Here is a 24,802-nt window from a genome sequence, read left to right on the forward strand (position 1 = left end):
TGCTTGTTCTTTTAAGGTAAACAATCGTTCAGTCACATTCATCCGCTCCCACATCTTTTTATTCATTATAAACAAAAGTACCCTATAGGATAGACTTTTTTCAAAGTGTCTATCTTATAGGGTACATTTTACTTTTCATCAGGTGCTTTTTGTTCAAGGAATGGAACTTTTGATGTCCACTCTTTCGCCTGATCGAAGACGTTTACATCAGCTACTTTAGCTATGATTAAAACGACAGCCATTGTGAACATAAGAGGTATGATGATCCATGCAAGCAATATTTGGAAAAAACCAATCGACTTTTTGCTTTGCCTATCAGCTGATTCTCCCGCCCCTTTTTTCTTTTTCAAATTAGCCACTTTACCACCCGTCTTCTCTTGAACGAAACTTCATCGTTGATAGTTCGTCTATTCGATTTGTCTCTACGTGTTCCATTTCAGCATTATATTGTTCTTTCCCAATCTCTTTCATTTTCTCAAACTTCTTCACTTCGATATTTTTCTCCAGCAATTGGGATTCATACCAATTCATTTTCGATCGGGATTTCATCACTTCTTGCTGAATATGATCAATGGTTAAGTCGAGTGTGTTAATGAATCGAGAATAACTGTGTAAATCATCAATGGAAAAACCTGTAGTCATTCGTTGTTGCTGTTCTTCCAAGACATTTTCTTTCTTTTTCATTTGGTCATACAGTTGGGTTGCGATTTTTTCAAACTCTTCAATCGCCTCTTTATATGCCATTTCTGTTTCATCACGTTCTTGTTCACGTAAATTCAGTACTTTATCAAAACGATAACGGAAAGAAGTCATCTACGTTCTCCTCCTCCAGAAGCTAACGCAATCATTTCATTTACCGTATCTTCCAATTGAATATTCTCATTAAATTTCTGTTTCAGAAAGTCGGTAATGATTGGCTCATACTCAATCGCTTCATCGATTTCTCGTGACGTCCCTTTTTTATATGCACCAATATTAATTAAGTCCTCAGATTTATCGTAAGCATAATACAGTTCGCGTAATTTCGCAGCTGCTGTCAAATGGTCAGGATCTGCAATATGGTTCATTAGACGACTGACACTTTTCAAAATATTGATCGCAGGATACTGACCTTTATTGGCAAGCGTACGGTCTAAGACTATATGACCGTCAAGAATGCCCCGTACGGCATCCGCTATCGGCTCATTCATATCATCGCCGTCAACCAGCACTGTATAGAATGCGGTGATAGCCCCCTTTTCATTCGTTCCACTACGTTCCAAAAGTTTAGGTAAAATAGCGAAAACGGAGGGAGTATATCCCCGTGTTGCAGGCGGTTCACCTACCGCAAGACCAATCTCACGCTGTGCCATGGCTACACGTGTGACGGAGTCCATCATCAACATGACGTTCAAGCCTTTATCTCGAAAGTACTCTGCAATAGCTGTTGCTGTCATGGCACCTTTAATTCGCATAAGAGCGGGCTGATCAGAAGTCGCCGCGACTACAATTGTTTTCTTTAAACCCTCCGGCCCGAGGTCTCTGTCGATAAACTCACGGACTTCACGACCACGTTCGCCTATGAGAGCGATCACGTTAATATCCGCTTCCGTATTGCGTGCAATCATACCTAGCAAAGTACTTTTGCCGACACCGGAACCTGCGAAAATCCCTACACGTTGACCACTACCTACAGTCAGCATACCGTCAATGGCTTTCACTCCTACAGCTAACTTGTCATTAATAGTAGGACGTGTCAAAACGTTTGGTGGACTGTTTTCTGTACGAACAGTTGCCAAGCCTTTAGGTAACGGGCTTGAATCAATAGGCTTCCCTAAAGAATCGAGGACTTTCCCTAGTAGATTCATCCCTACCTTTACTTCAAGAGGCTTACCTAGCGTTTCGACTAGACAGCCACTTGAAATATTGCGTATATCCGTGTAAGGCATCAGCATGACGATTTCTGCCCTAAATCCTACAACTTCTGCTTGTATTAGAGAACGTCCCCCTTCAGGAACGTTCAAATGAATGAAACATACGTCTCCGATTGACGATTCAGGACCTTTAGATTCTATTAGTAATCCCACAACTCGTATTACCCGACCATATTTTTTCAAGGTGTTGATATTTGGAATGATCGGAATCAAATCTTCGGCTCTTTTCAAATTCACACACCATCTTCCATGATTTTCACCAATTGCTCTTTCAGTTCATTCAGTTGCTCATCTACACTCACTACGATTCGACCATGGTTCGTTTCGATAAAACAATCTGTTGCATTGAAATCTTCATTGACAAAAATAAGGAATGGAGTTTCGGGTGGAAAGATTGAAGCAAGTTCAGTGCGATGTGTCGTTACCATATTAAACTGTTCAGTCGGTACGAATAATTTTATCTCTTCGCTTTCTTGTGCTTCTTTAATTCCTTTACGCACGATTGATAAATAGGTCTCATCGTCCTCTTCTATCACTTTATCAATGATTCGTTCCGCCGAATGCATCCCGATATTCAAAATTACTCGTTCTTGATTGAGTAAATATTGCGTTGCATTCTCGTATGCTAATGTAGTAGTTTCGTTCGCTGCCTCTACCATTTCACGCATCTCCGCTATTGCTTTATTGCGTCCATCATCGAATCCGACTTGAAACCCTTCGTCATATGCTCGTTGTTGCAGTTCTTCTTTTTCATTTGCCCAAGCGGCATACATCGATTCGATATCCGCTGCCGCTTGTTCCAATCGCTGTTTGATTTCGGTATCCACAATGCTTTTCCGTTGTTCCATTTCCTGTAATAAGCGGTTGCGTTCCATGAACATCATGCCTGTACTTACTGGCTCTTCCACTACTTCGGCAGGTTCCATCGATTGCAAATTGCGTATTGATATTGCTTTCGTAGGACTTTGATTCATAACAGTTCGCTCAGAACGAAACAGATTAGACAATTATGTCATCTCCTCCACCACGCGCTATGATGATTTCTCCTGCATCTTCGAGTCTGCGGATGATTCCTACGATTCGAGACTGCGCTTCTTCCACGTCACGAAGTCGCACGGGACCCATTACATCCATTTCTTCTTTGAAAGATTCTGCCATACGTTGTGACATGTTCTTGAATAGTATATCTTTCACTTCTTCACTAGATACTTTCATCGCTAATATTAAATCTTCATTTTCACAGTCACGGATAACACGTTGAATTGAACGGTTATCCAACGTAATAATATCTTCGAAAACAAACATTCTCTTGCGTATTTCTTCGGCCAGCTCAGGATCTTGTATTTCAAGAGCATCGAGAATCGTTTTCTCCGTTGAACGATCTACGCCGTTTAACACTTCAACGACTGCGTCTACTCCACCTGTTTCGGTGAAGTCTTGAGTTACAGTAGATGATAATTTTCGTTCAAGAACTGCTTCTATCTCACTGATTACTTCAGGAGAAGTTGATTCCATTGTAGCTATACGTTTGGCTATATCCGCTTGCATTTCTTGCGGAAGCTGCGACAAGATTAATCCTGCCTGCTCGGCTTCCAAATAAGATAAAATCAATGCAATTGTCTGTGGATGTTCATTTTGGATAAAGTTTAGTATTTGTGATGGTTCCGCGCGTCTCGCAAAATCAAACGGTCGCACTTGGAGTGAAGATGTCAGACGGTTAATGATTGCTTGGGCATGTTCTTTTCCGAGTGCTTTTTCAAGTACTGTCTTGGCATAGCCAATCCCCCCCTGAGAAATATAATCCTGTGCAAGAGCGATGTTATGAAATTCTTCAATAATCTCTTCTTTTACAGAGGATTCTACTTTTTTCACACCCGAAATCTCTAACGTCAGTTGCTCAATCTCTTCTTCATTCAAATGCTTATAAACTGAAGCCGAAACCTCAGGCCCCAATGAGATAAGCAAAAGAGCAGCTTTTTGTTTTCCAGACATGTCTTTATCTTTCTTAACCAACTAAACCCCTCCGTTACTCCTTGGCAATCCACGTTCGCAATAATTTCGCAAACTCTTCTGGTTTATCTTTAGCCATTTTTTCTAGTTGTTTTCTTCGTGCTGTCGCTTCTGTTTCTTGTTCCATGTTGATATCATTGACTTGCACCGAATCAAATTGAGCCTGCGCTTGTTCTATAGCCAACTCTTCTTCCATTTCCGCTTCATTGCGTCTCTTGCGCAAGAACAACACAACTAGAACAATAACTGCTAGTAGTAATACTCCGCCAATCAAATATACCCACCAAGGGATGACCGTCTTCGTATCTTCAAACGCGATATTTTTCCCTTTAAGTGGTTGAACCGAAACTGCTATTTTCTCAGCTAGTATTTCTTCCGTCAATTCTCCAGCTACTTCTGTATCCAATGAAGTACGTACTATTGTCTCTAAAATCCGTTCAACATCTTGTCTAACTTCAGGTGCCAATGAGGTTGGATCATCAGCAGTAGGAGGTTCAATCATAACTTGAATACCGATATTACTTATCTTATATGGACTCTCTACTATATCTTTTCTGATTCTATTTACTTCATTATTAATCGTTTCTTCTAGACGTTCGTAATCTCCGTCTCCACCTTCACCTTCAACATAGGTAGTACGATTATCTGTCGGATCTTCCGCTTCTGGTGTACCACCTACTGCCGGATTCGTACCCGAGAATGATTCAGTTATCCGTTGCACACTTAATGCAATACCTTCCATGTTTTCTGGATCTACAGGTGTCACAAGATTCTCTTCACGTTGTTCTTTCTTAAAGTCGATATCTGTCGTAACGGACACCACTACTTTATCTTGTCCCATCAACGTACCAAGCATCATTTGAACCTGTCGTTGTAAGTCGCGCTCGATCGTTTTTTTCACGCCCATTTGATCCGTCACACTAGCTCCGTAAGAATCTCCTGAATCTTTCAAATCAAAGTACTCAAAATATTGGTTCTGGATGACGATATTCTCATTAGATAGATTTGGCAAGCTCTTTGAGACTAAATTATATAGTGATGTAATTTGTTGTTCTGAAAAATTTTGTCCGGGATTCGTCTTCAACATAATCGCTGCACTAGCCTCTGATGTCGTGTCATTTACGAAGATTCCCTCTGTCGGTAAAGTAAGCATTACTTTCGCGTCCTTAATACCTTCTATACCCTTTATTAGATTAGCTAATTCTGTTTGCATCGCAGCAAGCTTAATCATATTAAATTCATTATCCGTAGTACCGAAACCAGCATTATCCGAGAAAAACGAATAATCGATTAGACCGGAATCTGGGAATCCTTCTGCCGCTAGTGATACACGTAGATTATCTAGTTGTTTTTCAGGTACTGAGATTGCGGTCCCACCCGGTTCTACTAGATAAGGTACTCCCTGTCCATCTAGGACTTCTTTTATACGTCCAATTTCAGATGGCGACACTTCTGAATAAAGCGTTACATATGTAGTACGGGACATAATGATTGTTAAAAAAATTGCCAGCGCAATAATGCCGGCGGCTATCGTTATATATATAATTTTTTGGTTTTTCGTTCGACTTTCCCAGAAGGTCTTGAGATCCATTCTGAGCTTTGTCAATCTTTCATTCATTCTAATCCCCCGGTCAGCCTCACTAGGCCTGATTCCATTTATGCCTAGTGCTTTCTATCAATTAGACAGGCATTCTAATGATTTCTTGGTATGCTTCTACCACTTTATTACGCATTTCCATTGTTGCATTTAAGGCAATACTAGCTTTTTGTGCCGAGATCATCACATTATGTAAGTCAACATCTTCACCTTTAACAAGTTTTGTCGTCATAGCATCTGAGACTTGTTGTGTTTGGTTTACTTGGTGAATCGCGTCGTTTAACATTGCAGAGAAATTCTGTTGAGCTTCGAAAGGTGTTTTTTGTGCTTTCACTTCCGGTTGCTGGATTGACATCGCAGGCATAGCACCTGTAATTGATTGTATCGCCATCTAGTTCACTCCTAATATAATACTAGTCTATTATTTTCCGATCTCCAGTGCTTTCATTAGCATTGATTTATTTGCATTCAACGCTGTTACATTCGCTTCATATGATCTCGTTGCAGACATTAAATCAATCATTTCGCGCAAAGGGTCGATATTTGGCATTTCCACATAACCTTCTTCATTCGCATCTGGATGAGAAGGATCGAATACTAATTTGAATGGAGTCTCCCGATCTTCTTTCACACGTGTTACGGCCACACCTTTCCCTGCATTCCCATGTGAGTGAACACCCTTCGCTGCTTGCAAGAATGAAGAGAACTGTCCTTCCATCGGTTGTAATGTGACTGTTTTCCTTCTATACGGCTGCCATTCGCCATTTACTTGCTTGGCCCGAGTTGAATCGACATTCGCCATATTGGAAGATATGACATCCATACGTAAACGTTGAGCAGTTAATGCAGAAGTCGACGTGTTCAGACTATGAAATATACTCATGATCAACGTCCTCCTTTAATAACACTTTGTAGTGAATTAAATTTCCCATTTAATCGCTCTATTAAAGCGGAGTTATATATTTGATTGGCCGCTAAATCTGCCTGTTGTTTGTCCATATCCACACCATTGCGATCTTGTCGGTATCGTAAGTTCGATATATCGAATGTCTTACTTGTCGTGGAATGTGTAAAATCTAAATGCTTCGAGTCAGTCTTATATGCCTCTAAGCCTTTACTATTCGCGTTGGAAAACACTTCTTTAAAATTAACATTTTTAGTTTTATAGTTGGGTGTGTCTACATTCGCTATATTTTGCGAAATTGCTTTACCTTTTGCTGATGAGTAATTCAATCCTTTTTCAAGCAGGTTGATGGCACCACCATAAATCTCCATCATTTCCCCACCTTTCTCTCATTTAGGTCATTTTTCGCGGTTTTTCTAAAATTCTACTCACTTCATACTATTCTTTAATACTATCTTTAATAAAAATTGATTCCTTAATTTTCTACTTCTCTATTGTAGCGGAGACTAATGATTTTTGTCCAATGTTTTCTAAAACTTTTAATAGTATAAAGTAACTACTGTTAAAATTTCAGAGTAGTCAATAGATTACTACTAATTACTTAGTAGTATATAAATTTGTTTTTCCTTTAATTAGGAATTGGTGTTTCACTGTTGATATGGCACATTGTGTCGTATTGTGTAATTTAAAATGCTCTCTCAGATAATGTAAGACTTCCACACTCTCCCACTTTCTACTCATTATTACTAATCAAATTAATACTTCTTAGTGAGTATCTATTAAGCAACATGAATCCCAATTAGTAAAAGAGATCATTTATTGATCAAAATAAAAAACCGAAGAAAATCCGTAAGCACGGAAATTCCTTCAGTTTCTAAACACTTTTCTCTAAAGTGTTACTATTATTATGAATTATGTTTTTCAAGCTCTTCTAGGAATTTATCGTTCAATACTTTAATATACGTACCTTTCATTCCTAAAGAACGCGATTCAATAACACCAGCACTTTCAAGTTTACGAAGTGCATTGACAATTACTGAACGTGTAATTCCTACACGGTCGGCAATCTTAGATGCTACAAGCAATCCTTCATTTCCGTCTAGCTCTTTGAAGATATGTTCAATCGCTTCATGCTCACTGTAAGACAATGAGTTGATCGCCATTTGTACAACCGCTTTGCTACGCGCTTCATGTTCAATTTCCTCAGACTTTTCACGCAAGATTTCCATACCCACTACTGTTGCACCATATTCAGCAAGGATTAGATCGTCTTCTGTAAAACCATCTCTTAATCGCGCAAGAATCAAAGTACCCAAGCGCTCGCCGCCACCAATGATAGGTACAATTGTAGTTAAACCTTCTTGGAATAACTCTTTGTTTTCGATAGGGAACACAGTATGTTCGCTCTCAATATCGATATTTGGAGACGTTTCATTAATCTGGAATAAACGAGTTGTATACTCTTCAGGGAATTTACGATCTTCGAACATTTTTTTCATACGATCATTATCAATTTGCTGATGAATTTCTAAACCAAGTAATTTACCTTTTCTACTCACGATAAACGCATTACAATTAATTACATCGCTCAGCTCTTCTGCCATCTCTTTAAAGTTAACAGGACCGCCTGCACCTTTTTGTAACATTGCATTGATTTTTCTTGTTTTGACTAATAAGCTCATTTCTATTGTTCCTCCTCAAGGATTTCTTCTGACTTTAATGAATATTCTAAAGGTTTTCAATCGTTAAATAAACTATTACGACTTCCTTATAGAATAAAATGTGACAAATCTTTGTTTTTTACAATTCCATCCAGCTTTTCATCTACGTATGCTGGTGTAATCTTGATAGATGCAGGCCCGATTTCTGCTGCTTCGAATGATAAATCCTCTAACAACTTCTCCAAAATCGTATGCAATCTTCTTGCACCAATATTTTCTGTTTCATTATTTACTTCAAATGCAATTTCAGCCAACTTACTGATCGCTTCATCCGTAAATTCAATTTCAACTTCTTCTGTCGCAAGAAGGCGTTCATATTGCTTTAATAAAGAAAAATCCGGTTCTCGCAGTATGCGCTCAAAATCATTTTTTGTCAATTTGTCTAATTCTACACGAATTGGAAATCTACCTTGTAACTCGGGAATAATATCAGACGGCTTCGACATATGGAATGCTCCAGCAGCAATGAACAATATATAATCTGTCTTAACAGCGCCATACTTCGTTGTGACTGTAGAACCTTCCACAATCGGCAAAATATCACGTTGTACACCTTCACGAGACACTTCTCCAGAAGACTTTTGGTTGCTACTCGCTATTTTGTCCATTTCGTCAAGGAAAATAATTCCCGCCTGTTCCGTTAATTCAATTCCTTTACGTGACACTTCATCTTGATCAATCAACTTATCCGCTTCTTCCGCTTCCAGTACAATTCTTGCATCCTTTACTTTCATGCGACGCTGAACTTTCTTCTTCGGCATAAGTGATGATAAAGCGTCTTGCATACCTGACATTTGATCCATACCAGACCCTTGCAACGCATCGAATAAAGAGGGTTGTTGCGCTTGTACTTCTACCGTCACCATTTTTTCTTCAATTTGACCCTTCGCAAGTTGCTCAGCGATGTCTGAACGCTTTCGTCTAATCTCGGATTGATCTTCTGTTTTTTCGGGTTCAGGCTGTGTTTTTTGACCGAAAAACATTTCGAAAGGATTTTGACCTTCAGTATTCTTTTTCGCCTCAGGTACCAGTAGCTTGACTAAACGTTCTTCCGCTAACTTTTGGGACTGCTCTTTTACGGCTTCGCGCATATCTTCTTTTACCATTCTTACTCCGACTTCAGTTAAATCGCGAATCATTGACTCCACATCTCGTCCTACATATCCCACTTCCGTAAACTTTGTTGCTTCGACCTTTACGAAAGGCGCGTGAATTAACTTTGCAATTCTTCTTGCAATTTCTGTTTTCCCGACACCGGTAGGTCCAATCATCAAAATGTTTTTCGGAATGACCTCTTCTTGTTCTTCAGCAGTCAATTGCATACGACGATAACGATTTCTCATAGCAACCGCAACAGCTTTTTTTGCTTTTTCCTGTCCTATAATATAACGATTTAAATACGCTGTTAGCGCTTTAGGAGTCATTTCTTGCTTCATCACTTAAAGCACCTCCACGATAATATTATGATTGGTGAACACACAAATATCAGCAGCTGTTTCAAGTGAAATTTCAGCGATTTTTTCTGCTGTTAATTCACTGCTATACTTCTTCAGTGCACGTCCGGCCGCTAGTGCATAATTACCTCCGGAACCGATTGCCAATACCCCATCATCCGGCTCGATCACTTCACCAGTACCTGAAACAAGTAATAGCGTATTTTCATCCATAACAAGTAACAACGCTTCTAACTTACGTAAGATTCGATCTCCACGCCATTCTTTAGCCAGTTCAACTGACGCGCGTTGAAGATTTCCATCGTATTCATTAAGTTTAGCTTCAAATAAGTCAAATAGCGTAAAAGCATCCGCTACGGAACCAGCAAAACCAGCTAAGACTTTGCCGTTGAATAATCTACGAACTTTCTTCGCTGTATGTTTCATGACGACCGACTCGCCCATCGTCACTTGCCCATCACCTGACATGGCACATTGCCCATCATGATGAATAGCAAATATCGTTGTTGCATGAAATTTCATTATAGTTCCTCCTAAGCACGAGGGTGCGTTTGTAAATAAGTCTGGCGTAAGTGTTCATTTGTGATATGGGTATAGACCTGAGTTGACGATAAATGGCTATGTCCTAGTAGCTCTTGTACTGACCGAAGATCTGCTCCAGCGCCAAGCAAATGTGTCGCAAACGTATGGCGAATCATATGCGGCGTAATATTGGTATGCAACGATGCTCTCTTCATTAAGTCATCTAATACATAGCGCACGCCACGAGCCGTCAAAGGATCTCCACGCAAATTAACAAACAATTTTGTATGTTTCTTTTGCTTTATCAATCGTGGTCGACTACTGTCTATGTAGTTTCGCAATGCTTCCTCTGCAAAACTCCCGAATGGCACAAAACGTTCTTTTCGTCCTTTACCCATTACTTTTACAATTCCTAAATAATGATCCACATCTTGCACTTCGATTTCTACTAGTTCCCCGACACGGATCCCCGTCGCATAAAGCAACTCGAGTAAAGCACGATCTCGTAAAGAGCGAAAATCCTCACCCATCGTAACTTCAAAAAGCTTTTCTAACTCTTGCTGATAGAAAAAAGCAGGAAGGTGTTCTTCTTGCTTCGGATGATACAATAATCGAAATGCTTGATCTTCTATTCCGTAACGGGCATTAATGAATTTAAAAAATGATCGGATGGCTGATATTTTCCTAGAAATGCTTGTTCTTGCATAAGATTGATCATATAGACGAGTAACATATAATCTAGCTACGGGATAGTCGACATCCTCCAACTTCCCGATTCCCTCTTCTTGCAGGAACAATAAAAAATCCCGAAGATCTTTTTCATACTCCGCGACCGTATAGGATGAGTAGTTTTTCTCTAGTCGAATATAAGATACATATTCTTCTGCCAATTGATTTATTTCAGGAATCATTTTATCACCTCGATACGAATTTATCATCGTACAATGTGCACCTGAAGACTTGAAAGATTGTTGATTATATATAGTACGAAATAAACTATCAAAGCCGAATGTAGTCCATTAAACACTATACATTAGCAAGGAATTTTGGGCAACTTTGAAAAACTGCTTCTTTAGCATTTTTAGATTAAAGAACTATTTCCGTCACATAACAGTCAAATTACTTTACTAGCTAAGTAATCATATATCTTATTGTTCATCATTTCCCTAAATGTAAGACGTTATACCATCTAGGAAGTTGCACAATGTCACTACAACTAAAAAAACTGAAGATAGAACTCCTATTAGATGGAGTTCTATCTTCAGTCCGACCTTAAGTCGTTAAAGTAAAGATGTTAGTTATATGTTCGTCGTTGATTTAAATTCTTGTAATGCATCTAATGCGCGTGTCGCATGTTTGTTTGCTCGTTCGGCTTTCGTTCTATATCGCCTATTCAGCTCAGGGAATAATCCGAAATTGATGTTGATCGGCTGGAAGTTATGTGGATCAGCTTCCGTGATATAACGCGCCATACTCCCGAGTGCCGTCTCTCTCGGAAACCGAACCGGCTTTTCACCTTTTGCTAATTGTGCCGCATTAATACCTGCAATCAATCCTGATCCTGCTGATTCAACATAGCCTTCTACACCTGTTACCTGACCTGCAAACAGGATGGTTGGTTGTGATTTCAGCTGATACGTGCAGTTCAATACTCTAGGAGAGTTGATGAATGTATTACGATGCATCACACCGTAGCGTACGATATCGACATTTTCTAATCCAGGTATCAGTTTCAATACTTCTTTCTGAGCGCCCCATTTGAGATGCGTCTGAAATCCTACCAGGTTATATAGTGTTCCCGCCGCGTTATCCTGTCGTAACTGAATAACAGCTTTTGGTTCTTTCCCTGTTTTAGGATCTTCAAGTCCAACCGGTTTTAAAGGACCAAATAACATAGTTTTCACACCGCGCTTTGCCATCTCTTCAATCGGCATACATCCTTCAAAGTAAAGTTCTTTCTCAAACTCCTTTAAAGGAGCCACTTCAGCTGAGATTAAAGCTTCATAGAAACGCTCAAATTCCTCCGCATTCATAGGGCAGTTTAAATAAGCTGCTTCCCCTTTATCATAGCGTGATTTCAAATAAACTTTATCCATATTGATGGAATCAGCTTCTACGATGGGAGCCGCAGCATCATAGAAATATAAATAATCCTCACCAGTTAGCTGTCTAATTTCTTCAGCTAAAGTCGGAGACGTCAGTGGACCGGATGCGATGACCGTAATTCCTTCCGGTACTTTTATCACTTCCTCATTGATCACTTCTATGTTCGGATGATTCCGGACCTTTTCAGTGACGTTGCCAGCAAATTCATGGCGATCTACTGCAAGCGCACCGCCAGCAGGTACCGCACAATCATCCGCAGCTTGGATAATCAATGAATTCAATTGACGCATTTCTTCTTTGATGACACCTACCGCATTCGTCAGGTTATTGGCACGTAACGAGTTACTACACACTAACTCCGCAAATTTATCTGTATGATGGGCAGGGGTTTGCTTTACAGGGCGCATTTCGAATAGTTTCACTTGGACTCCCCTATTAGCTAATTGCCAAGCAGCCTCACTTCCAGCTAATCCTGCACCAATCACATTTACAATTTGCGTCATTACAACTACCTCTTTCTCATTATGTTGAATTATTTCTATCTTATTAGCTTTGTGGTTCTTCTTTATAATCACATTCAATACATTGGATTTGAACGCCTTTTTTCAGACGCTTTTCAACCATTGTATGCTGACATTTTGGACACGGCCTCGAAATCGGTTTATCCCATGAAACATAGTCGCATTCCGGATATTGATCACAACCAAAGAATATCCTTTTCGTCTTACTTTTACGCTCGACAACTTCGCCTTCCTTACACTTTGGACATTTTACACCAATTGGTTTGATGATAGCTTTCGTATTACGACAATCCGGGAAATTAGAGCATGCCATGAATTTTCCGTAACGGCCCATCTTATAGACCATCGGAGATTCACATTTTTCACAATCTTCACCTGCCGGCTCATCTTTAATTTCAATCTTTTCCATTTCGGCATCGGCTACTTCTACGTGTTTTTCAAAATCACGATAGAAATCATCAATCACTGTTCGCCATTCGATTGTGCCTTCTTCTACATGGTCAAGGCGTTGTTCCATCTGTCTCGTAAATTCGATGTCGATGATATCAGGGAAGTATTGATTTACTGCCTGATGGACGATTCCTCCAAGTTCTGTCGGAATAAACCTCTTGGCATCTAGTGTGACATAGCCACGCTTTTGTATGGTGTCGAGTGTGGGTGCATACGTAGAAGGTCTACCTATACCTAGCTCTTCAAGCGTCTTCACTAAACGTGCTTCCGAATATCTAGGTGGCGGCTGTGTGAAATGCTGTTTCGGATCCACATCTGCATATTTAATACGCTCACCTTCTTCAAGCGGTGGTAATATATTTTCTTTTTCTTCTTGTTGGTCATCATTGCCTTCGATATAAACTTTCATGAAGCCTGGGAATTTCACTTGAGATCCCGACGCTCTAAAACGAATATCTCCATTTAAGAAATCTGCAGTCACTGTATCCAAAACAGCCGGTGCCATTTGACTTGCGATGAGACGTTCCCAAATTAGTTTATAAAGACGATGTTGGTCTCTTGTTAAAAACGCTTTCATGGCATCTGGTGGCCGCATAGCTGAAGTAGGTCTTACGGCTTCGTGCGCATCCTGCGTCTTCGCTTTAGCTTTCGTTTTTTTCGTACTAGTTGAAATAAACTCTTCACCGTACATCGTATGGATGAAGGATTTCACTTCTTCTTTTGCGGTATCAGAGATTCTTGTCGAGTCGGTCCGCATATAAGTAATCAAACCAACTGTACCTTCTTTTCCAATTGCAATTCCTTCATATAATTGTTGCGCTAGCATCATCGTCTTCCTCGCGCGGAAGTTCAGTTTACGTGCTGCCTCTTGCTGAAGAGATGAGGTAGTGAACGGCAACGCTGGATTACGTTTACGTTCTTTCTTCACTACTTTGGATACATCGAATTCGTCCGGCTTTATTGAATTGACGATATTTTCTACTTGTTCTTGATTCGTCAGTTTCACTTTCTCTACTGTATCGCCGTAAAATTGCGCTTCAAAAGTTTTATCACCTTTAGCGAATTGTGAAGTGATGGACCAATACTCTTCCGGTTCGAATGCATTGATTTCATTTTCCCGGTCGATGATCAAACGCAAAGCAACTGATTGCACACGCCCCGCGGATAACCCTTTCTTCACTTTCTTCCAAAGGATTGGACTGATGTTATAGCCTACTAACCTATCCAAAATCCTTCTTGCTTGCTGCGCATCCACTAAATCCATGTTAATAGGACGAGGGTGTTTAAAAGATTCTTTGATTGCTTCTTTTGTAATTTCATTGAAGACTACGCGGCAATCTGACTCGATATCTACACCTAACTGATGTGATAAATGCCAAGCTATCGCTTCCCCTTCACGATCCGGGTCAGCTGCGAGGAAAATTTTCTTCGCTTTTTTTGCTTCTTTTTTTAAATCTTGAAGTATCGGTCCTTTTCCTCGGATGGTAATATACTTCGGTTCATAATTATTTTCGGTATCTACACCCATTTGACTGCGGGGTAAATCACGTAAATGACCAAGTGATGCACTAACTTTATACTTCTTTCCTAAGTAACGTTCAATCGTTTTCGCAGGCGATTCCACTATTACTAAGTAATCTGCCATATCGTTCCCTCCTCAGAGAGATTTCTTTATATTTATTCAGCAAAAGAATATCTGTTGCAAAATGTATAACAGTTTTTCAAATAAAGCAACCTTTTAAACATTTTACAAAAAGAGGATATGCCGATTTATAGTAAAGAATCTACAATTTGATAACCACTCCACAACGGCTTGGCTCCTTCATCCAACAGCTTATTGGGGCCCGCAGAAAGAGGGGAATCTATAGCACCAGGAACTGCAAATATTTCTTTTCCATGATCAAGAGCATGCTCGACTGTACTCATCGTTCCGCTTCTTTCGACAGATTCTGTAATGACTAGTGCGCTAGACAAACCACTGATAATCCGATTTCGCATAGGAAATGTCCATTTTGCTGGCGGAAAGTACGGTGGATACTCTGTCACAAGTAAATGATTTTCGGCCATTTCTTCAGCTATTTTTTGATTCCTTTTCGGATACATGTGAGAAAACCCATGACCCAATACACCAATTGTTTCCCCGCCAAAGTCGATAGCAGCTTGATGAGCCATCGTGTCAGCTCCAGCGGCTAATCCTGAAACAATTGGAATCTGACGATCAACAAGCGGTGGCACAATAAATTCTAGCGCCTTTTGAGAATAACCCGTAGCTGTACGGGAGCCGATTATGCCAACACGAGGATGTTTTTTCAATAAAAGCTTATTCCCTTTAGTATAAAGAACCGATGGCGGATCGCATAATTGCTTTAATTCTTCGGGATAATCCGAATGAAAATATGTGATCGGGATCACATTGTTTTTCTTCAGTATTTCTACTATAGGAAGACGGGAAATTTCTTCATATCTCTCTGGGAATTGCTTCACTTTTTCTACAGGCAAATTAAAAATATGCGACCATTGAAGAGCTGAGTATGAATGTAAATTTTCTAGTAAAGGGTTCTCGTCCAAAATCTTCGAAAAACGATTAAAGGGTACCGGATGGATATAATGGACATACAGTAAATGTAGGTGCTGATTGGTATAGAGCATCGAATTCTCCTCTGTTCGACACTACAAGCATGAGCACGAAAAAAGGAGTAGCAATTAAGCTACTCCTTTCAGTTTACTTCGTTTTACATTTCTCGTATAGTCCTTTTTCTTTCAAGACTTTAATTAACGTTTCACCTATGACTGAAGGTGTATCTGCGACTTGAACGTCAGCTTCTTCTAGAGCTTTGATTTTATCAGCAGCTGTACCTTTACCCCCGGAAATTATAGCACCTGCGTGTCCCATACGCTTACCTTCAGGTGCAGTCTGACCGCCGATAAAGCCTACTACAGGCTTCGTCATATTTTCTTTAATCCAAGCAGCCGCTTCTTCTTCTGCAGTACCACCAATTTCACCGATCATGACCACTGCATATGTTTCTGGATCTTCATTGAATGCTTTCAAGACATCGATAAAGTTCGTACCATTTACCGGGTCTCCACCAATTCCGACAGCTGTAGTTTGACCAATGCCTTCTTGTGTTAACTGGTGAACCGCTTCATAAGTTAGTGTACCTGAACGGGAAACTACGCCCACATGCCCTTTAGTATGAATATAGCCTGGCATAATACCGATTTTCGTCTCGTCTGCCGTAATAACACCTGGACAGTTCGGGCCAATCAATCGTGTCTTTTTGCCTTCCATATAACGTTTCACTTTGATCATATCTAAGACCGGAATATGCTCTGTAATACAGATAGTCATTTCTAGTCCCGCATCAACGCCTTCCATAATTGCGTCCGCCGCATATGGTGCAGGTACGTAAATAATGGAAACTGTTGCACCTGTTTCTTTTACTGCTTCATCCACAGTGTCAAATACTGGAACTCCTTCCACCGTCTGACCGCCTTTGCCAGGCGTTACGCCAGCGACAATTTTCGTACCATATTCCAACATTTGCTGTGTGTGGAACAGGGCAGTGGAACCTGTTATTCCTTGTACAATTACTTTTGTATCTTTATTTACATAAATACTCATGATTTGTACCTGCCTTTCTTATCCTATCAACTCAACGATTTTTTTCGCGCCTTCTGCCATGGAATCCGCTGCAACGATATTGATGCCGGATTCTTGCAACAAGGCTTTCCCGCGTTCTACATTCGTTCCTTCAAGACGTACGACAAGAGGTACTTGAAGACCAACTTCTTTAGCTGCTTCAATAACACCTTCAGCAATTACGTCACATTTCATGATTCCACCAAAGATATTAACAAAAATACCTTTAACTTTTGGATCGGATAAGATGATTTTGAAAGCGGCTGCTACTTTTTCTTTCTTTGCACCGCCCCCAACATCCAAGAAGTTAGCGGGTTCTCCGCCATAGAAATGGATCGTATCCATTGTAGCCATCGCTAAACCGGCTCCATTTACCATGCAGCCGATATTGCCGTCAAGAGAAATATAGCTCAAGTCATACTTGGATGCTTCGATTTCTTTAGGATCTTCTTCATCAAAATCGCGTAATTCCATAATATCTTTATGACGGAATGTAGCATTGTCATCAAAGTTGAATTTCGCATCCAACGCAAGTACACGCTGGTCTTTTGTAACAACAAGTGGATTAATTTCAACGATAGATGCATCTTTTTCGCTGAACACTTTATATAAACCTAAGAAAAAGCTGACTGCTTTATTGATTAGGTTGCTAGGAATTTCCATATTGAACGCCATACGACGCGCTTGGAAAGGAACCAATCCAACTACTGGGTCGATTACCTCATAGAAAATCTTTTCAGGGCTATGTTCTGCCACTTCTTCGATTTCTACGCCGCCTTCTGCAGATCCCATCAATGTTACACGATCTGTTGCTCGGTCAACGACAAGACCAATATAAAATTCTTTTTCGATATCAATTCCTTCTTCAACGAGAAGACGCTTTATTTCTTGTCCTTTAGGACCTGTTTGGTGTGTTACGAGTTGCTTACCAATTAAATCGGCTGCTACTGAACGCACTTCGTCAAGAGTTTTTACAATTTTGACTCCGCCTGCTTTACCTCGTCCACCTGCATGGATTTGGGCTTTTACCACAATAGGTACTGTACCAATCTCTTTTGCCACTGCCATTGCTTCTTTTGGAGAAAACGCGACACGGCCTTTTGAAACAGCTACTCCGTAATCTCTCAATAACTGCTTCCCTTGATATTCATGGATGTTCATACGTACTGCCTCCATTCATTTTACAATTGCTTGAAGTTCAACTACTGTTTTATTGTAATCAAACTGTCACACGTTGTCCAAGAATCGCTATTGCAAATCAAAATTCTTTAATTTCCAACAACTTAGCCTACTTTTAATTCATACCACCTTTCTCACGATCTAAACGATAGACATAAGCAAATACCTCCGATACGGCTAAATATAGTTCTTCAGGTATCATTTCGTTGACATTTAATTGTCCAAGTAATTCCAGCAGACTCGGATCTTGTTGTATGGGAATTGAATGTTCTTGCGCACGTTGAAGAATATTCTCGGCAATTTGTCCTTTTCCTTTGGCTATTACTTTTGGAGCATCTGAAACTTCAGGGTCATAGGACAGCGCAACAGCTTCTTTTCTAGTAAAACGTTGTTCTTCTCTCATATCCTAAAATCTACTCCTCCCTCATCCAACGGGAATGCGCCAGCTGTTATTTTGACATCTAGCTGTTTTTCCATGAACGGCTTGAAAGTAATGCCCGACAGTTTATAGCCAACTCCTTCAAGGCCGTCTTTTAATTGATCTTGAAAAGCGGGTCCCACCGTTTTTAAAGAAGGCAAATCATTAAAAATCGTCAAGTTTACAACTTTGTCTTGCACATGCATATCAACCAAGGTTGTCGACAGTGATTCCAATTCCAAATAAAATAATATCCTCGCAAAAGCCGGGTCAATTTTCCCATTTTCTTTCATTCGGCTATTCCACTGCAACGTAGCATCGATCTTTTTGCCAAACATTTCTAGTGGTAGTTGCATGATCAGCTGTTGTTGCGCGCCTGTATCCCCTGATTGTAGTAATGTTCCATTCAGGCGAAGTACCATTGTTTCCGCTGCATCACGCAGTGGCGGTGAAAGCGACGGATCCTGTAGCATAGCCAGTAATTGTGGTTTTAATGCGCTTGCCAAATTCGCTATATCAGGTTCTTTCCCTCCGAGCATCGCCTCGTAATTCACACCTAATGTACTGAATACGTTTTGTATAGCCTCTTTCATGACAACTCCATTCATCGTCTGTGATACTTGAGCTTCGGCTGTCTGAAGCAATCGTTTCACTTGACTATTCTCCGACTTTTCAGCCATTTGCATTAATGCACGCATGGCTTCATCCACTTTATCAAGCGACACTATGAGCGATGGAACTGACTGTTGTACTTCTTTCATCACAGTTTGTTGCTGTAATGGCACATCTTGTCTACTCGCTTGTTGGACCAATGTCTGACTGAGTTGTTCGACTAGTGCTGTTTTTGCCCCCTCTGTCATTGGTTGCTGCACAAATTGACCCAATACATTTTGTAATGCTTTTTTCATCGAGTCGGGTAAAGCTGAAGTACTACTTAGCTGTTGTGTCAGGTTTTGCACGTTCCCTTTAATTGATTCTTGGTCAGTTACCGCTGATTGGCTAATTTGACTAATTGTACTTTGAACTGTTTGCATCGTAGCCGGAGTAATTGCAGCTTGAGCTTGGGTAAATAATTTACTGAATTGCTCAACGACTGCAACTTTAGAGCTATCTGTCATCGGTTGTTGAGTTAACTGATTAATCACAGTCTGCAACGCGTTTTTTACAGATTCCGGTAGTACTTGGTTGGGTAATTGCTGCGTGACATTTTGTACGAGCGCTTTTATTGTTTGTTGATTTGTAACAGGCGTTTGACCCAGTTGACTGATTATAGACTGTATCGCTTTACCCTGGTCTGCTTGATTCATCATGTTGCTAGTAGCATTGGTAGGTCCCGTACTCACTTTCGTGACCAAATCAACTAACACTTGAGGCAAGTTGGCCAACGATGTTTGTGCGGGTAGTATAGCAGAACTTTTCAATAACTGCAGAGCTACAAATCGATCTGCTTGAGTAGCTTGTGGATTTAGCAATTGAGATAAACTTTGATTAAGCAGTTCTTTCCCTATCACTTGACTTAAAGGAGAAGAAAGAGATTGAATGGTCGATAGGAGTTGCTCACGCATCGCTGAAGGAAGATTAGCGTCGCTTTGTATAGAAGCTAGCAATGTTGTCAGTTGCTGCGTAATCGTGCTCGTCTGCGCTTGTAGGAGCGACTGAAATACAGCTGGTGTAAATGGTAGTTTTGCTTCAGCAATTTTACCGAGTGTCGCTAGTGCCTCTGCTTTCATTCCATCCGGTAATGATTTCAGAAGATTGACAGCTTCTAGTATATTTTCTTTTGTCATAGGAATTTTTTGCTTAATAATCGTCGCGAGAATATCTTTCATTTCCTGTGTTTTGGGTACATTTAACGACTCCATTAACTGGTTCAGTTGTGCCGACTGGCCTTCACCGCGCATCGGACCAGAAATGATCTGCAGCTGTAACTCAGGTTCAGTGCCGTTGACCTTGAAGTAATAATTATCTCCTGCTTGCATGGACACTTCCAATTTAGCATATAACTGCTGATTTCCAACTTGTACTTGCGCCATTTGACCAGGAAATAATTGTGTAATCTTTCCGTGAATCATTTGTCCTTCTTTCAGGGATAGCGGTTGAGTTTCCATGGTAGTCCTTGTAGATGAAGCAGCTAATGAATGTAAATTCATTGTCGATCCCTCCACATCGTTTTAATCGGTTCGAACGATTTGCGATGATGTTCACAAAGTCCATGCGTTTCAAGTCCTTGTAGATGTTTCGCAGTTCCATATCCCGCATTTTCATTAAATGCATACCAAGGAAACTCGTCATGTAATTCATTCATCAGTGCGTCACGAGTTGTTTTAGCTAATATAGAAGCAGCCGCGATAGTTAAGCTTTTTTCATCTCCTTTTATGACGGAGTAGCATAGGCACGGTGTATGTAGATTCATAGCGTCTGCTATAACTACATGTGGCGCTATTTCAAGTTCACTTATAGCTATCTCCATCGATTGCTTTGTTGCTTGATATATATTCAATTCATCAATTACTTGAACAGGCTGCACGTGTATAGCGTACGCCACAGCTTGTTCTTTAATCAGTCGGGCAAATTCCTGCCTTTTCTCCTTAGAAACTTTTTTCGAGTCGTCCAATCCAATAAGGGCGGAACAATCCTCAGGTAGTATAACCGCAGCTGTAACTACTGGCCCCGCTAAAGGTCCTCTTCCCGCTTCGTCAATTCCCGCAACAAATAAAACGCGTGAGGATCTATATGAGTCATCAAATGCGATTTTCTTTTGAAATTCTTGAATAAGCGCTTGTTTTTTTTCGTAGCGGGCGCGCCATTGAATAATCGCTTGCTGGACGCCTTTTCTCGTGTCGGCTTCAAGTTCTATAAGCCAATCATTCGGTTCTTGTAACTCCATTAATTGATGCTTTATTTGCTGTATCGTTGTCAATTTCTTCACCTGTCCATCTGAATTATGATTATCTAAGTATTATATCGGTTTCTAAATGATTTTTTCGACAAAAAAGCAACGTTTTGGAAACAGAGTTCCAAATCGTTGCTTCTGGTTTATTCGAATTCTTCAGGGAAATCGAATGTTAACTTACCTACTTGCTGGTCACGGATGTCTTGTACGATCATTTCTGCTACTTTGTCATAATCAATTTCTCCACCAACAGTATATACTTTTCGACGTTCACCGATTTTATCGAACAATGATTGAACATTATCCCCCACTGTTATCATTTCATAGCGCTGTGCCAGTCTTTCAGGATAATGGGACTCCAAAAATCGTAATCCATATACTGCTAATTCCTCCATATTCAATACAGAGTCTTTAATTGCACCTGTTAACGCCAGCTTATAACCTACTTGCTGGTCTTCAAACTTCGGCCACAGCACTCCTGGTGTATCAAGGAGCTCTAATTCTTTCTCAAATTTAATCCATTGTTGCGCTTTAGTTACACCTGGTTTGTTTCCTGTTTTAGCGATGTTCTTCTTCGCTAATCGGTTAATCAAAGTAGATTTTCCGACATTGGGAATGCCGACAATCATTGCGCGGATTGCTCCAGGACGTATACCTCGCTGCTTCATGCGGTCAAATTTCGGTTGCAAAATCTCTTTGGCAGCTTTGGTGACTGTTTGGAGACCTTTACCTTCGAATGAATTGATCGCAACTGTTCGTAAGCCTTGCTTTTCAAAATAGGCAATCCATCGTTTAGTTTGTACTTCATCCGCCAAGTCCATTTTATTCAAAATAAGCAATCTTGGTTTCTGATGCGTTACTTCATCTATCATGGGATTACGTGATGAAAGCGGCAGTCTAGCATCAATTAATTCAAATACTATATCAACTAACTTGAGTTTTTCTGAGACTTCTCGTCTCGCTTTCGCCATATGGCCCGGAAACCATTGAATAGTCATTCGAATCGTCTCCTTTCATTATTTCACAAGACCAATATCTTTAATTGGCCAGAATACCACACTGGTACTGCCGATGACTTCATCGATTGCTACAACACCTATATGTCTAGAATCTTTACTTTTCCGACGGTTATCACCCATTACAAATATGTGATCTTCAGGCACTGTTTTTGCATCGATTTGCGGTACATCCTGCAGTGTAAAATCTTCCGTCAACGTACCATCTTGTACTTCCGACTTATATTGATCAAGGTACGGCTCTTCATACGGCTCATCATTTATATATAGTACATCGTCTTTATACTCCACTGTATCCCCTGGCAGTCCAATTACACGTTTAATATAATCTTTCTGTTCAGGTGCATGGAATACTACTATATCGAAACGATGCGGTTCACCAATTGTATAGCCGATTTTATTAACGATCATGCGGTCACCATGTTCCAATGTTGGCATCATAGAAATACCGTCAACGACGATTGGTGTGAATAAAAAGATACGAATAATGGCGGCCAATCCAAACGCGATTAACAATGCTTTGATCCATTCCAGTCCTTCACTTCTCGTTTTTTTCTCTTCCATCAATCCAGCCTCCTGCCCTGTCTGTTATTATTGTACAGCCAATTGTCTTTCTGAGCAAAAAGAAAGGAGGCCAAGTGCAAGGCCCCCTTCGTTTCTGTTTATCTTATTAACGGAGTTCTTTAATACGTGCTGCTTTACCACGTAGTTTACGTAGGTAGTACAACTTCGCACGACGAACTTTACCGCGACGAGTTACTTCAATTTGAGCTAGTTTAGGCGTGTGTAATGGGAATGTACGTTCCACTCCAACACCATTTGAAATTTTACGTACAGTGAAAGTTTCGCTGATTCCGCCACCGCGACGTTTGATAACAATACCTTCGAATAACTGGATACGCTCACGAGTTCCCTCGATGATCTTCACGTGCAAGCGAAGTGTATCGCCAGGACGGAATGAAGGGTGTTCAGTGCGTAACTGATCTTTTGTAATATCTGCAATTAGTTTTTGCATGTTTTTTCTCTCCTTCTTTTCTGATGCTCTTGCACGTTTTGCTTTGCAGCGGAACAACAGTAAAATAGGCGCTCTTAAAAAGCGCTTAATAAATCATAGCACACGCCTGTTAACGAATCAAGCAAATTTAGTCTCTTTTTTGTAACCATTGCTCGTAAAGTTTCTTTTGATATTCAGTTAACGGTGCTTCTCGCAATAGTTCAGGACGGCGTTGTGCCGTGCGAAGAAATGCCTGCTCTTCTCTCCACTTATCAATCTCTGCATGATTGCCCGACAACAGCACAGGAGGCACTTCAAGGCCGTTGAATGTAGCGGGTCGAGTGTATTGTGGATGTTCCAGCATACCCGTTGAAAATGAATCGTGGACAGCTGACAGATTATTACCTAGAACGTCAGGGAGTAACCGTACTACACTATCAATGATGGCCATAGAAGCCACTTCTCCGCCCGTTAATACAAAGTCGCCAAGTGAGATTTCATCCGTAACCAAATGTTCACGAATTCTCTCATCGTATCCTTCATAGTGACCACAAATGAAAACAAGATGTTGCTCTTTCGCAAGTTCTTCCGCTTTCTTCTGCGTGAACCGTTCGCCTTGCGGACACATTAAGATAACACGTGGCTTGCTAGTGCTTTGTTTAGTGACAGCATCTACAGCCGCAAAGAGAGGCTCGGGTTTTAGTACCATTCCCGCACCACCACCGTACGGATAATCATCGACTTTTCTATGTTTGTTTGTTGCGTAATCACGAAAATCTGTAACCTTAAACGATGCGGCTTGTTGTTCTTGCGCTTTTTTCATGATTGAAGAATGGAGTACACCCTCAAACATCTCTGGGAACAGAGAGAGCACATCGATTTTCATCATGAAAGCAAACCATCCATCAATTCAATTGTGATAATCTGCTTATCTATATCGATATCTTTTACAACATCTTCGATATACGGGATATAATGTGGTTTGCCTTCAGCAGGCGTTACTTCCCATACGTCATTAGCACCTGTTTCGATAATTTCTGAAACCGTACCGATCTCGTCTCCAGTTTCTGTAATCACACGGCAGCCAATAATTTCATGATAATAAAATTCATTTTCTTCTAGTTCCGTCAATTCTTTCTCCGAGACCTTGATCACGCCATTTCGGAACTTCTCGACGTCATTAATATTCGGATAGCCTTCAAACATCAGTAAATCAAAGTTTTTATGTTTACGATGACTGATCACTTTCACAAACGTAGGTGCTTTGCTTTTCGGCATGAAGATCGCGAGCTCACTTCCCACTTCATATCGCTCATCCGGGAAATCTGTTTTGGACATCACACGAACCTCACCTTTAATACCATGCGTATTAACAATCGTGCCTACATTAAACCATTCCATTATTTCGCCTCCATTATATGAATAAAAGTATTTATACGTGCAAAAAAGGAAGGAACCGGG

26 protein-coding genes are annotated in these 24,802 nt (G+C 40.4%); all 26 read right to left on the reverse strand.

Annotated features, from left to right (window positions below):
- Nucleotides 1-128: 128 nt before the first annotated feature.
- The 26 genes from CSV70_RS11960 to rimM all read right to left on the reverse strand — a co-directional run bounded on the left by CSV70_RS11960 (nucleotide 129) and on the right by rimM (nucleotide 24,742).
- Entirely contained in the window at nucleotides 129-359 is a 231-nt protein-coding gene (locus CSV70_RS11960) for a hypothetical protein (protein ID WP_099679261.1), read from the reverse strand.
- Between the two features lies 1 nt (nucleotide 360).
- Complete coding sequence (fliJ, locus tag CSV70_RS11965) at nucleotides 361-813, reverse strand: flagellar export protein FliJ (RefSeq protein ID WP_085133236.1); 453 nt, start codon at nucleotides 811-813, stop codon at nucleotides 361-363.
- Nucleotides 810-2,144, reverse strand: coding sequence for a flagellar protein export ATPase FliI (gene fliI / locus CSV70_RS11970; protein ID WP_199092917.1), 1,335 nt, complete (start codon nucleotides 2,142-2,144; stop codon nucleotides 810-812). The genes fliJ and fliI overlap by 4 nt, the downstream gene beginning before the upstream one ends.
- A gap of 2 nt (nucleotides 2,145-2,146) precedes the next feature.
- On the reverse strand, nucleotides 2,147-2,920 hold the full coding sequence (locus CSV70_RS11975; protein ID WP_099628091.1) for a FliH/SctL family protein: 774 nt from the start codon (nucleotides 2,918-2,920) through the stop codon (nucleotides 2,147-2,149).
- A complete protein-coding gene (gene fliG, locus CSV70_RS11980) occupies nucleotides 2,913-3,926 on the reverse strand; it encodes a flagellar motor switch protein FliG (protein ID WP_085133234.1) in 1,014 nt (337 codons plus the stop codon). The genes CSV70_RS11975 and fliG overlap by 8 nt, the downstream gene beginning before the upstream one ends.
- A gap of 13 nt (nucleotides 3,927-3,939) precedes the next feature.
- A complete protein-coding gene (gene fliF / locus CSV70_RS11985) occupies nucleotides 3,940-5,541 on the reverse strand; it encodes a flagellar basal-body MS-ring/collar protein FliF (RefSeq protein ID WP_085133233.1) in 1,602 nt (533 codons plus the stop codon).
- Nucleotides 5,542-5,602: 61 nt separating this feature from the next.
- A complete protein-coding gene (fliE, locus tag CSV70_RS11990) occupies nucleotides 5,603-5,911 on the reverse strand; it encodes a flagellar hook-basal body complex protein FliE (RefSeq protein WP_085133232.1) in 309 nt (102 codons plus the stop codon).
- A 30-nt stretch (nucleotides 5,912-5,941) separates the two neighbouring features.
- Nucleotides 5,942-6,403: a flagellar basal body rod protein FlgC gene (gene flgC / locus CSV70_RS11995; RefSeq protein WP_099628090.1), complete on the reverse strand. Its 462-nt coding sequence runs from the start codon at nucleotides 6,401-6,403 to the stop codon at nucleotides 5,942-5,944.
- A gap of 2 nt (nucleotides 6,404-6,405) precedes the next feature.
- Nucleotides 6,406-6,795: a flagellar basal body rod protein FlgB gene (gene flgB, locus CSV70_RS12000; RefSeq protein WP_099628089.1), complete on the reverse strand. Its 390-nt coding sequence runs from the start codon at nucleotides 6,793-6,795 to the stop codon at nucleotides 6,406-6,408.
- 534 nt (nucleotides 6,796-7,329) lie between these two features.
- On the reverse strand, nucleotides 7,330-8,106 hold the full coding sequence (gene codY, locus CSV70_RS12005) for a GTP-sensing pleiotropic transcriptional regulator CodY (protein WP_085133229.1): 777 nt from the start codon (nucleotides 8,104-8,106) through the stop codon (nucleotides 7,330-7,332).
- An 86-nt stretch (nucleotides 8,107-8,192) separates the two neighbouring features.
- Complete coding sequence (hslU, locus tag CSV70_RS12010; protein ID WP_085133678.1) at nucleotides 8,193-9,581, reverse strand: ATP-dependent protease ATPase subunit HslU; 1,389 nt, start codon at nucleotides 9,579-9,581, stop codon at nucleotides 8,193-8,195.
- A gap of 3 nt (nucleotides 9,582-9,584) precedes the next feature.
- On the reverse strand, nucleotides 9,585-10,124 hold the full coding sequence (gene hslV / locus CSV70_RS12015; protein ID WP_099626362.1) for an ATP-dependent protease subunit HslV: 540 nt from the start codon (nucleotides 10,122-10,124) through the stop codon (nucleotides 9,585-9,587).
- An 8-nt stretch (nucleotides 10,125-10,132) separates the two neighbouring features.
- On the reverse strand, nucleotides 10,133-11,032 hold the full coding sequence (gene xerC, locus CSV70_RS12020; RefSeq protein WP_085133676.1) for a tyrosine recombinase XerC: 900 nt from the start codon (nucleotides 11,030-11,032) through the stop codon (nucleotides 10,133-10,135).
- A gap of 387 nt (nucleotides 11,033-11,419) precedes the next feature.
- Complete coding sequence (trmFO, locus tag CSV70_RS12025; RefSeq protein WP_085133227.1) at nucleotides 11,420-12,730, reverse strand: FADH(2)-oxidizing methylenetetrahydrofolate--tRNA-(uracil(54)-C(5))-methyltransferase TrmFO; 1,311 nt, start codon at nucleotides 12,728-12,730, stop codon at nucleotides 11,420-11,422.
- A 43-nt stretch (nucleotides 12,731-12,773) separates the two neighbouring features.
- Entirely contained in the window at nucleotides 12,774-14,843 is a 2,070-nt protein-coding gene (gene topA / locus CSV70_RS12030; RefSeq protein WP_099660785.1) for a type I DNA topoisomerase, read from the reverse strand.
- A 125-nt stretch (nucleotides 14,844-14,968) separates the two neighbouring features.
- Nucleotides 14,969-15,847, reverse strand: coding sequence for a DNA-processing protein DprA (dprA, locus tag CSV70_RS12035; RefSeq protein ID WP_099628701.1), 879 nt, complete (start codon nucleotides 15,845-15,847; stop codon nucleotides 14,969-14,971).
- 73 nt (nucleotides 15,848-15,920) lie between these two features.
- Nucleotides 15,921-16,823, reverse strand: coding sequence for a succinate--CoA ligase subunit alpha (sucD, locus tag CSV70_RS12040; RefSeq protein ID WP_085133224.1), 903 nt, complete (start codon nucleotides 16,821-16,823; stop codon nucleotides 15,921-15,923).
- An 18-nt stretch (nucleotides 16,824-16,841) separates the two neighbouring features.
- Nucleotides 16,842-18,002 (reverse strand): ADP-forming succinate--CoA ligase subunit beta, encoded by a 1,161-nt coding sequence (gene sucC / locus CSV70_RS12045; protein WP_085133223.1) that lies wholly within the window; start codon nucleotides 18,000-18,002, stop codon nucleotides 16,842-16,844.
- A 133-nt stretch (nucleotides 18,003-18,135) separates the two neighbouring features.
- The gene (locus CSV70_RS12050; protein ID WP_099628700.1) at nucleotides 18,136-18,423 is read right to left on the reverse strand and encodes an EscU/YscU/HrcU family type III secretion system export apparatus switch protein; all 288 of its coding nucleotides are present in this window, start codon (nucleotides 18,421-18,423) and stop codon (nucleotides 18,136-18,138) included.
- Entirely contained in the window at nucleotides 18,420-20,588 is a 2,169-nt protein-coding gene (locus CSV70_RS12055) for a hypothetical protein (RefSeq protein WP_099628699.1), read from the reverse strand. Before CSV70_RS12055 ends, CSV70_RS12050 begins: the two co-directional genes overlap by 4 nt.
- On the reverse strand, nucleotides 20,585-21,358 hold the full coding sequence (locus CSV70_RS12060) for a ribonuclease HII (RefSeq protein WP_099628698.1): 774 nt from the start codon (nucleotides 21,356-21,358) through the stop codon (nucleotides 20,585-20,587). Before CSV70_RS12060 ends, CSV70_RS12055 begins: the two co-directional genes overlap by 4 nt.
- A 116-nt stretch (nucleotides 21,359-21,474) precedes the next feature.
- A complete protein-coding gene (gene ylqF, locus CSV70_RS12065) occupies nucleotides 21,475-22,329 on the reverse strand; it encodes a ribosome biogenesis GTPase YlqF (protein WP_085133219.1) in 855 nt (284 codons plus the stop codon).
- 18 nt (nucleotides 22,330-22,347) lie between these two features.
- Complete coding sequence (gene lepB / locus CSV70_RS12070; RefSeq protein ID WP_099626358.1) at nucleotides 22,348-22,911, reverse strand: signal peptidase I; 564 nt, start codon at nucleotides 22,909-22,911, stop codon at nucleotides 22,348-22,350.
- A gap of 106 nt (nucleotides 22,912-23,017) precedes the next feature.
- Nucleotides 23,018-23,362: a 50S ribosomal protein L19 gene (gene rplS, locus CSV70_RS12075; RefSeq protein WP_085133217.1), complete on the reverse strand. Its 345-nt coding sequence runs from the start codon at nucleotides 23,360-23,362 to the stop codon at nucleotides 23,018-23,020.
- Nucleotides 23,363-23,489: 127 nt separating this feature from the next.
- A complete protein-coding gene (trmD, locus tag CSV70_RS12080; RefSeq protein ID WP_099628706.1) occupies nucleotides 23,490-24,227 on the reverse strand; it encodes a tRNA (guanosine(37)-N1)-methyltransferase TrmD in 738 nt (245 codons plus the stop codon).
- Nucleotides 24,227-24,742 (reverse strand): ribosome maturation factor RimM, encoded by a 516-nt coding sequence (gene rimM / locus CSV70_RS12085; RefSeq protein WP_085133216.1) that lies wholly within the window; start codon nucleotides 24,740-24,742, stop codon nucleotides 24,227-24,229. The genes trmD and rimM overlap by 1 nt, the downstream gene beginning before the upstream one ends.
- Nucleotides 24,743-24,802: the final 60 nt, after the last annotated feature.

The sequence above is a fragment of the Sporosarcina sp. P25 genome (assembly GCF_002743235.1).
GTDB classification, from domain to species: Bacteria; Bacillota; Bacilli; order Bacillales_A; family Planococcaceae; genus Sporosarcina; species Sporosarcina ureae_B.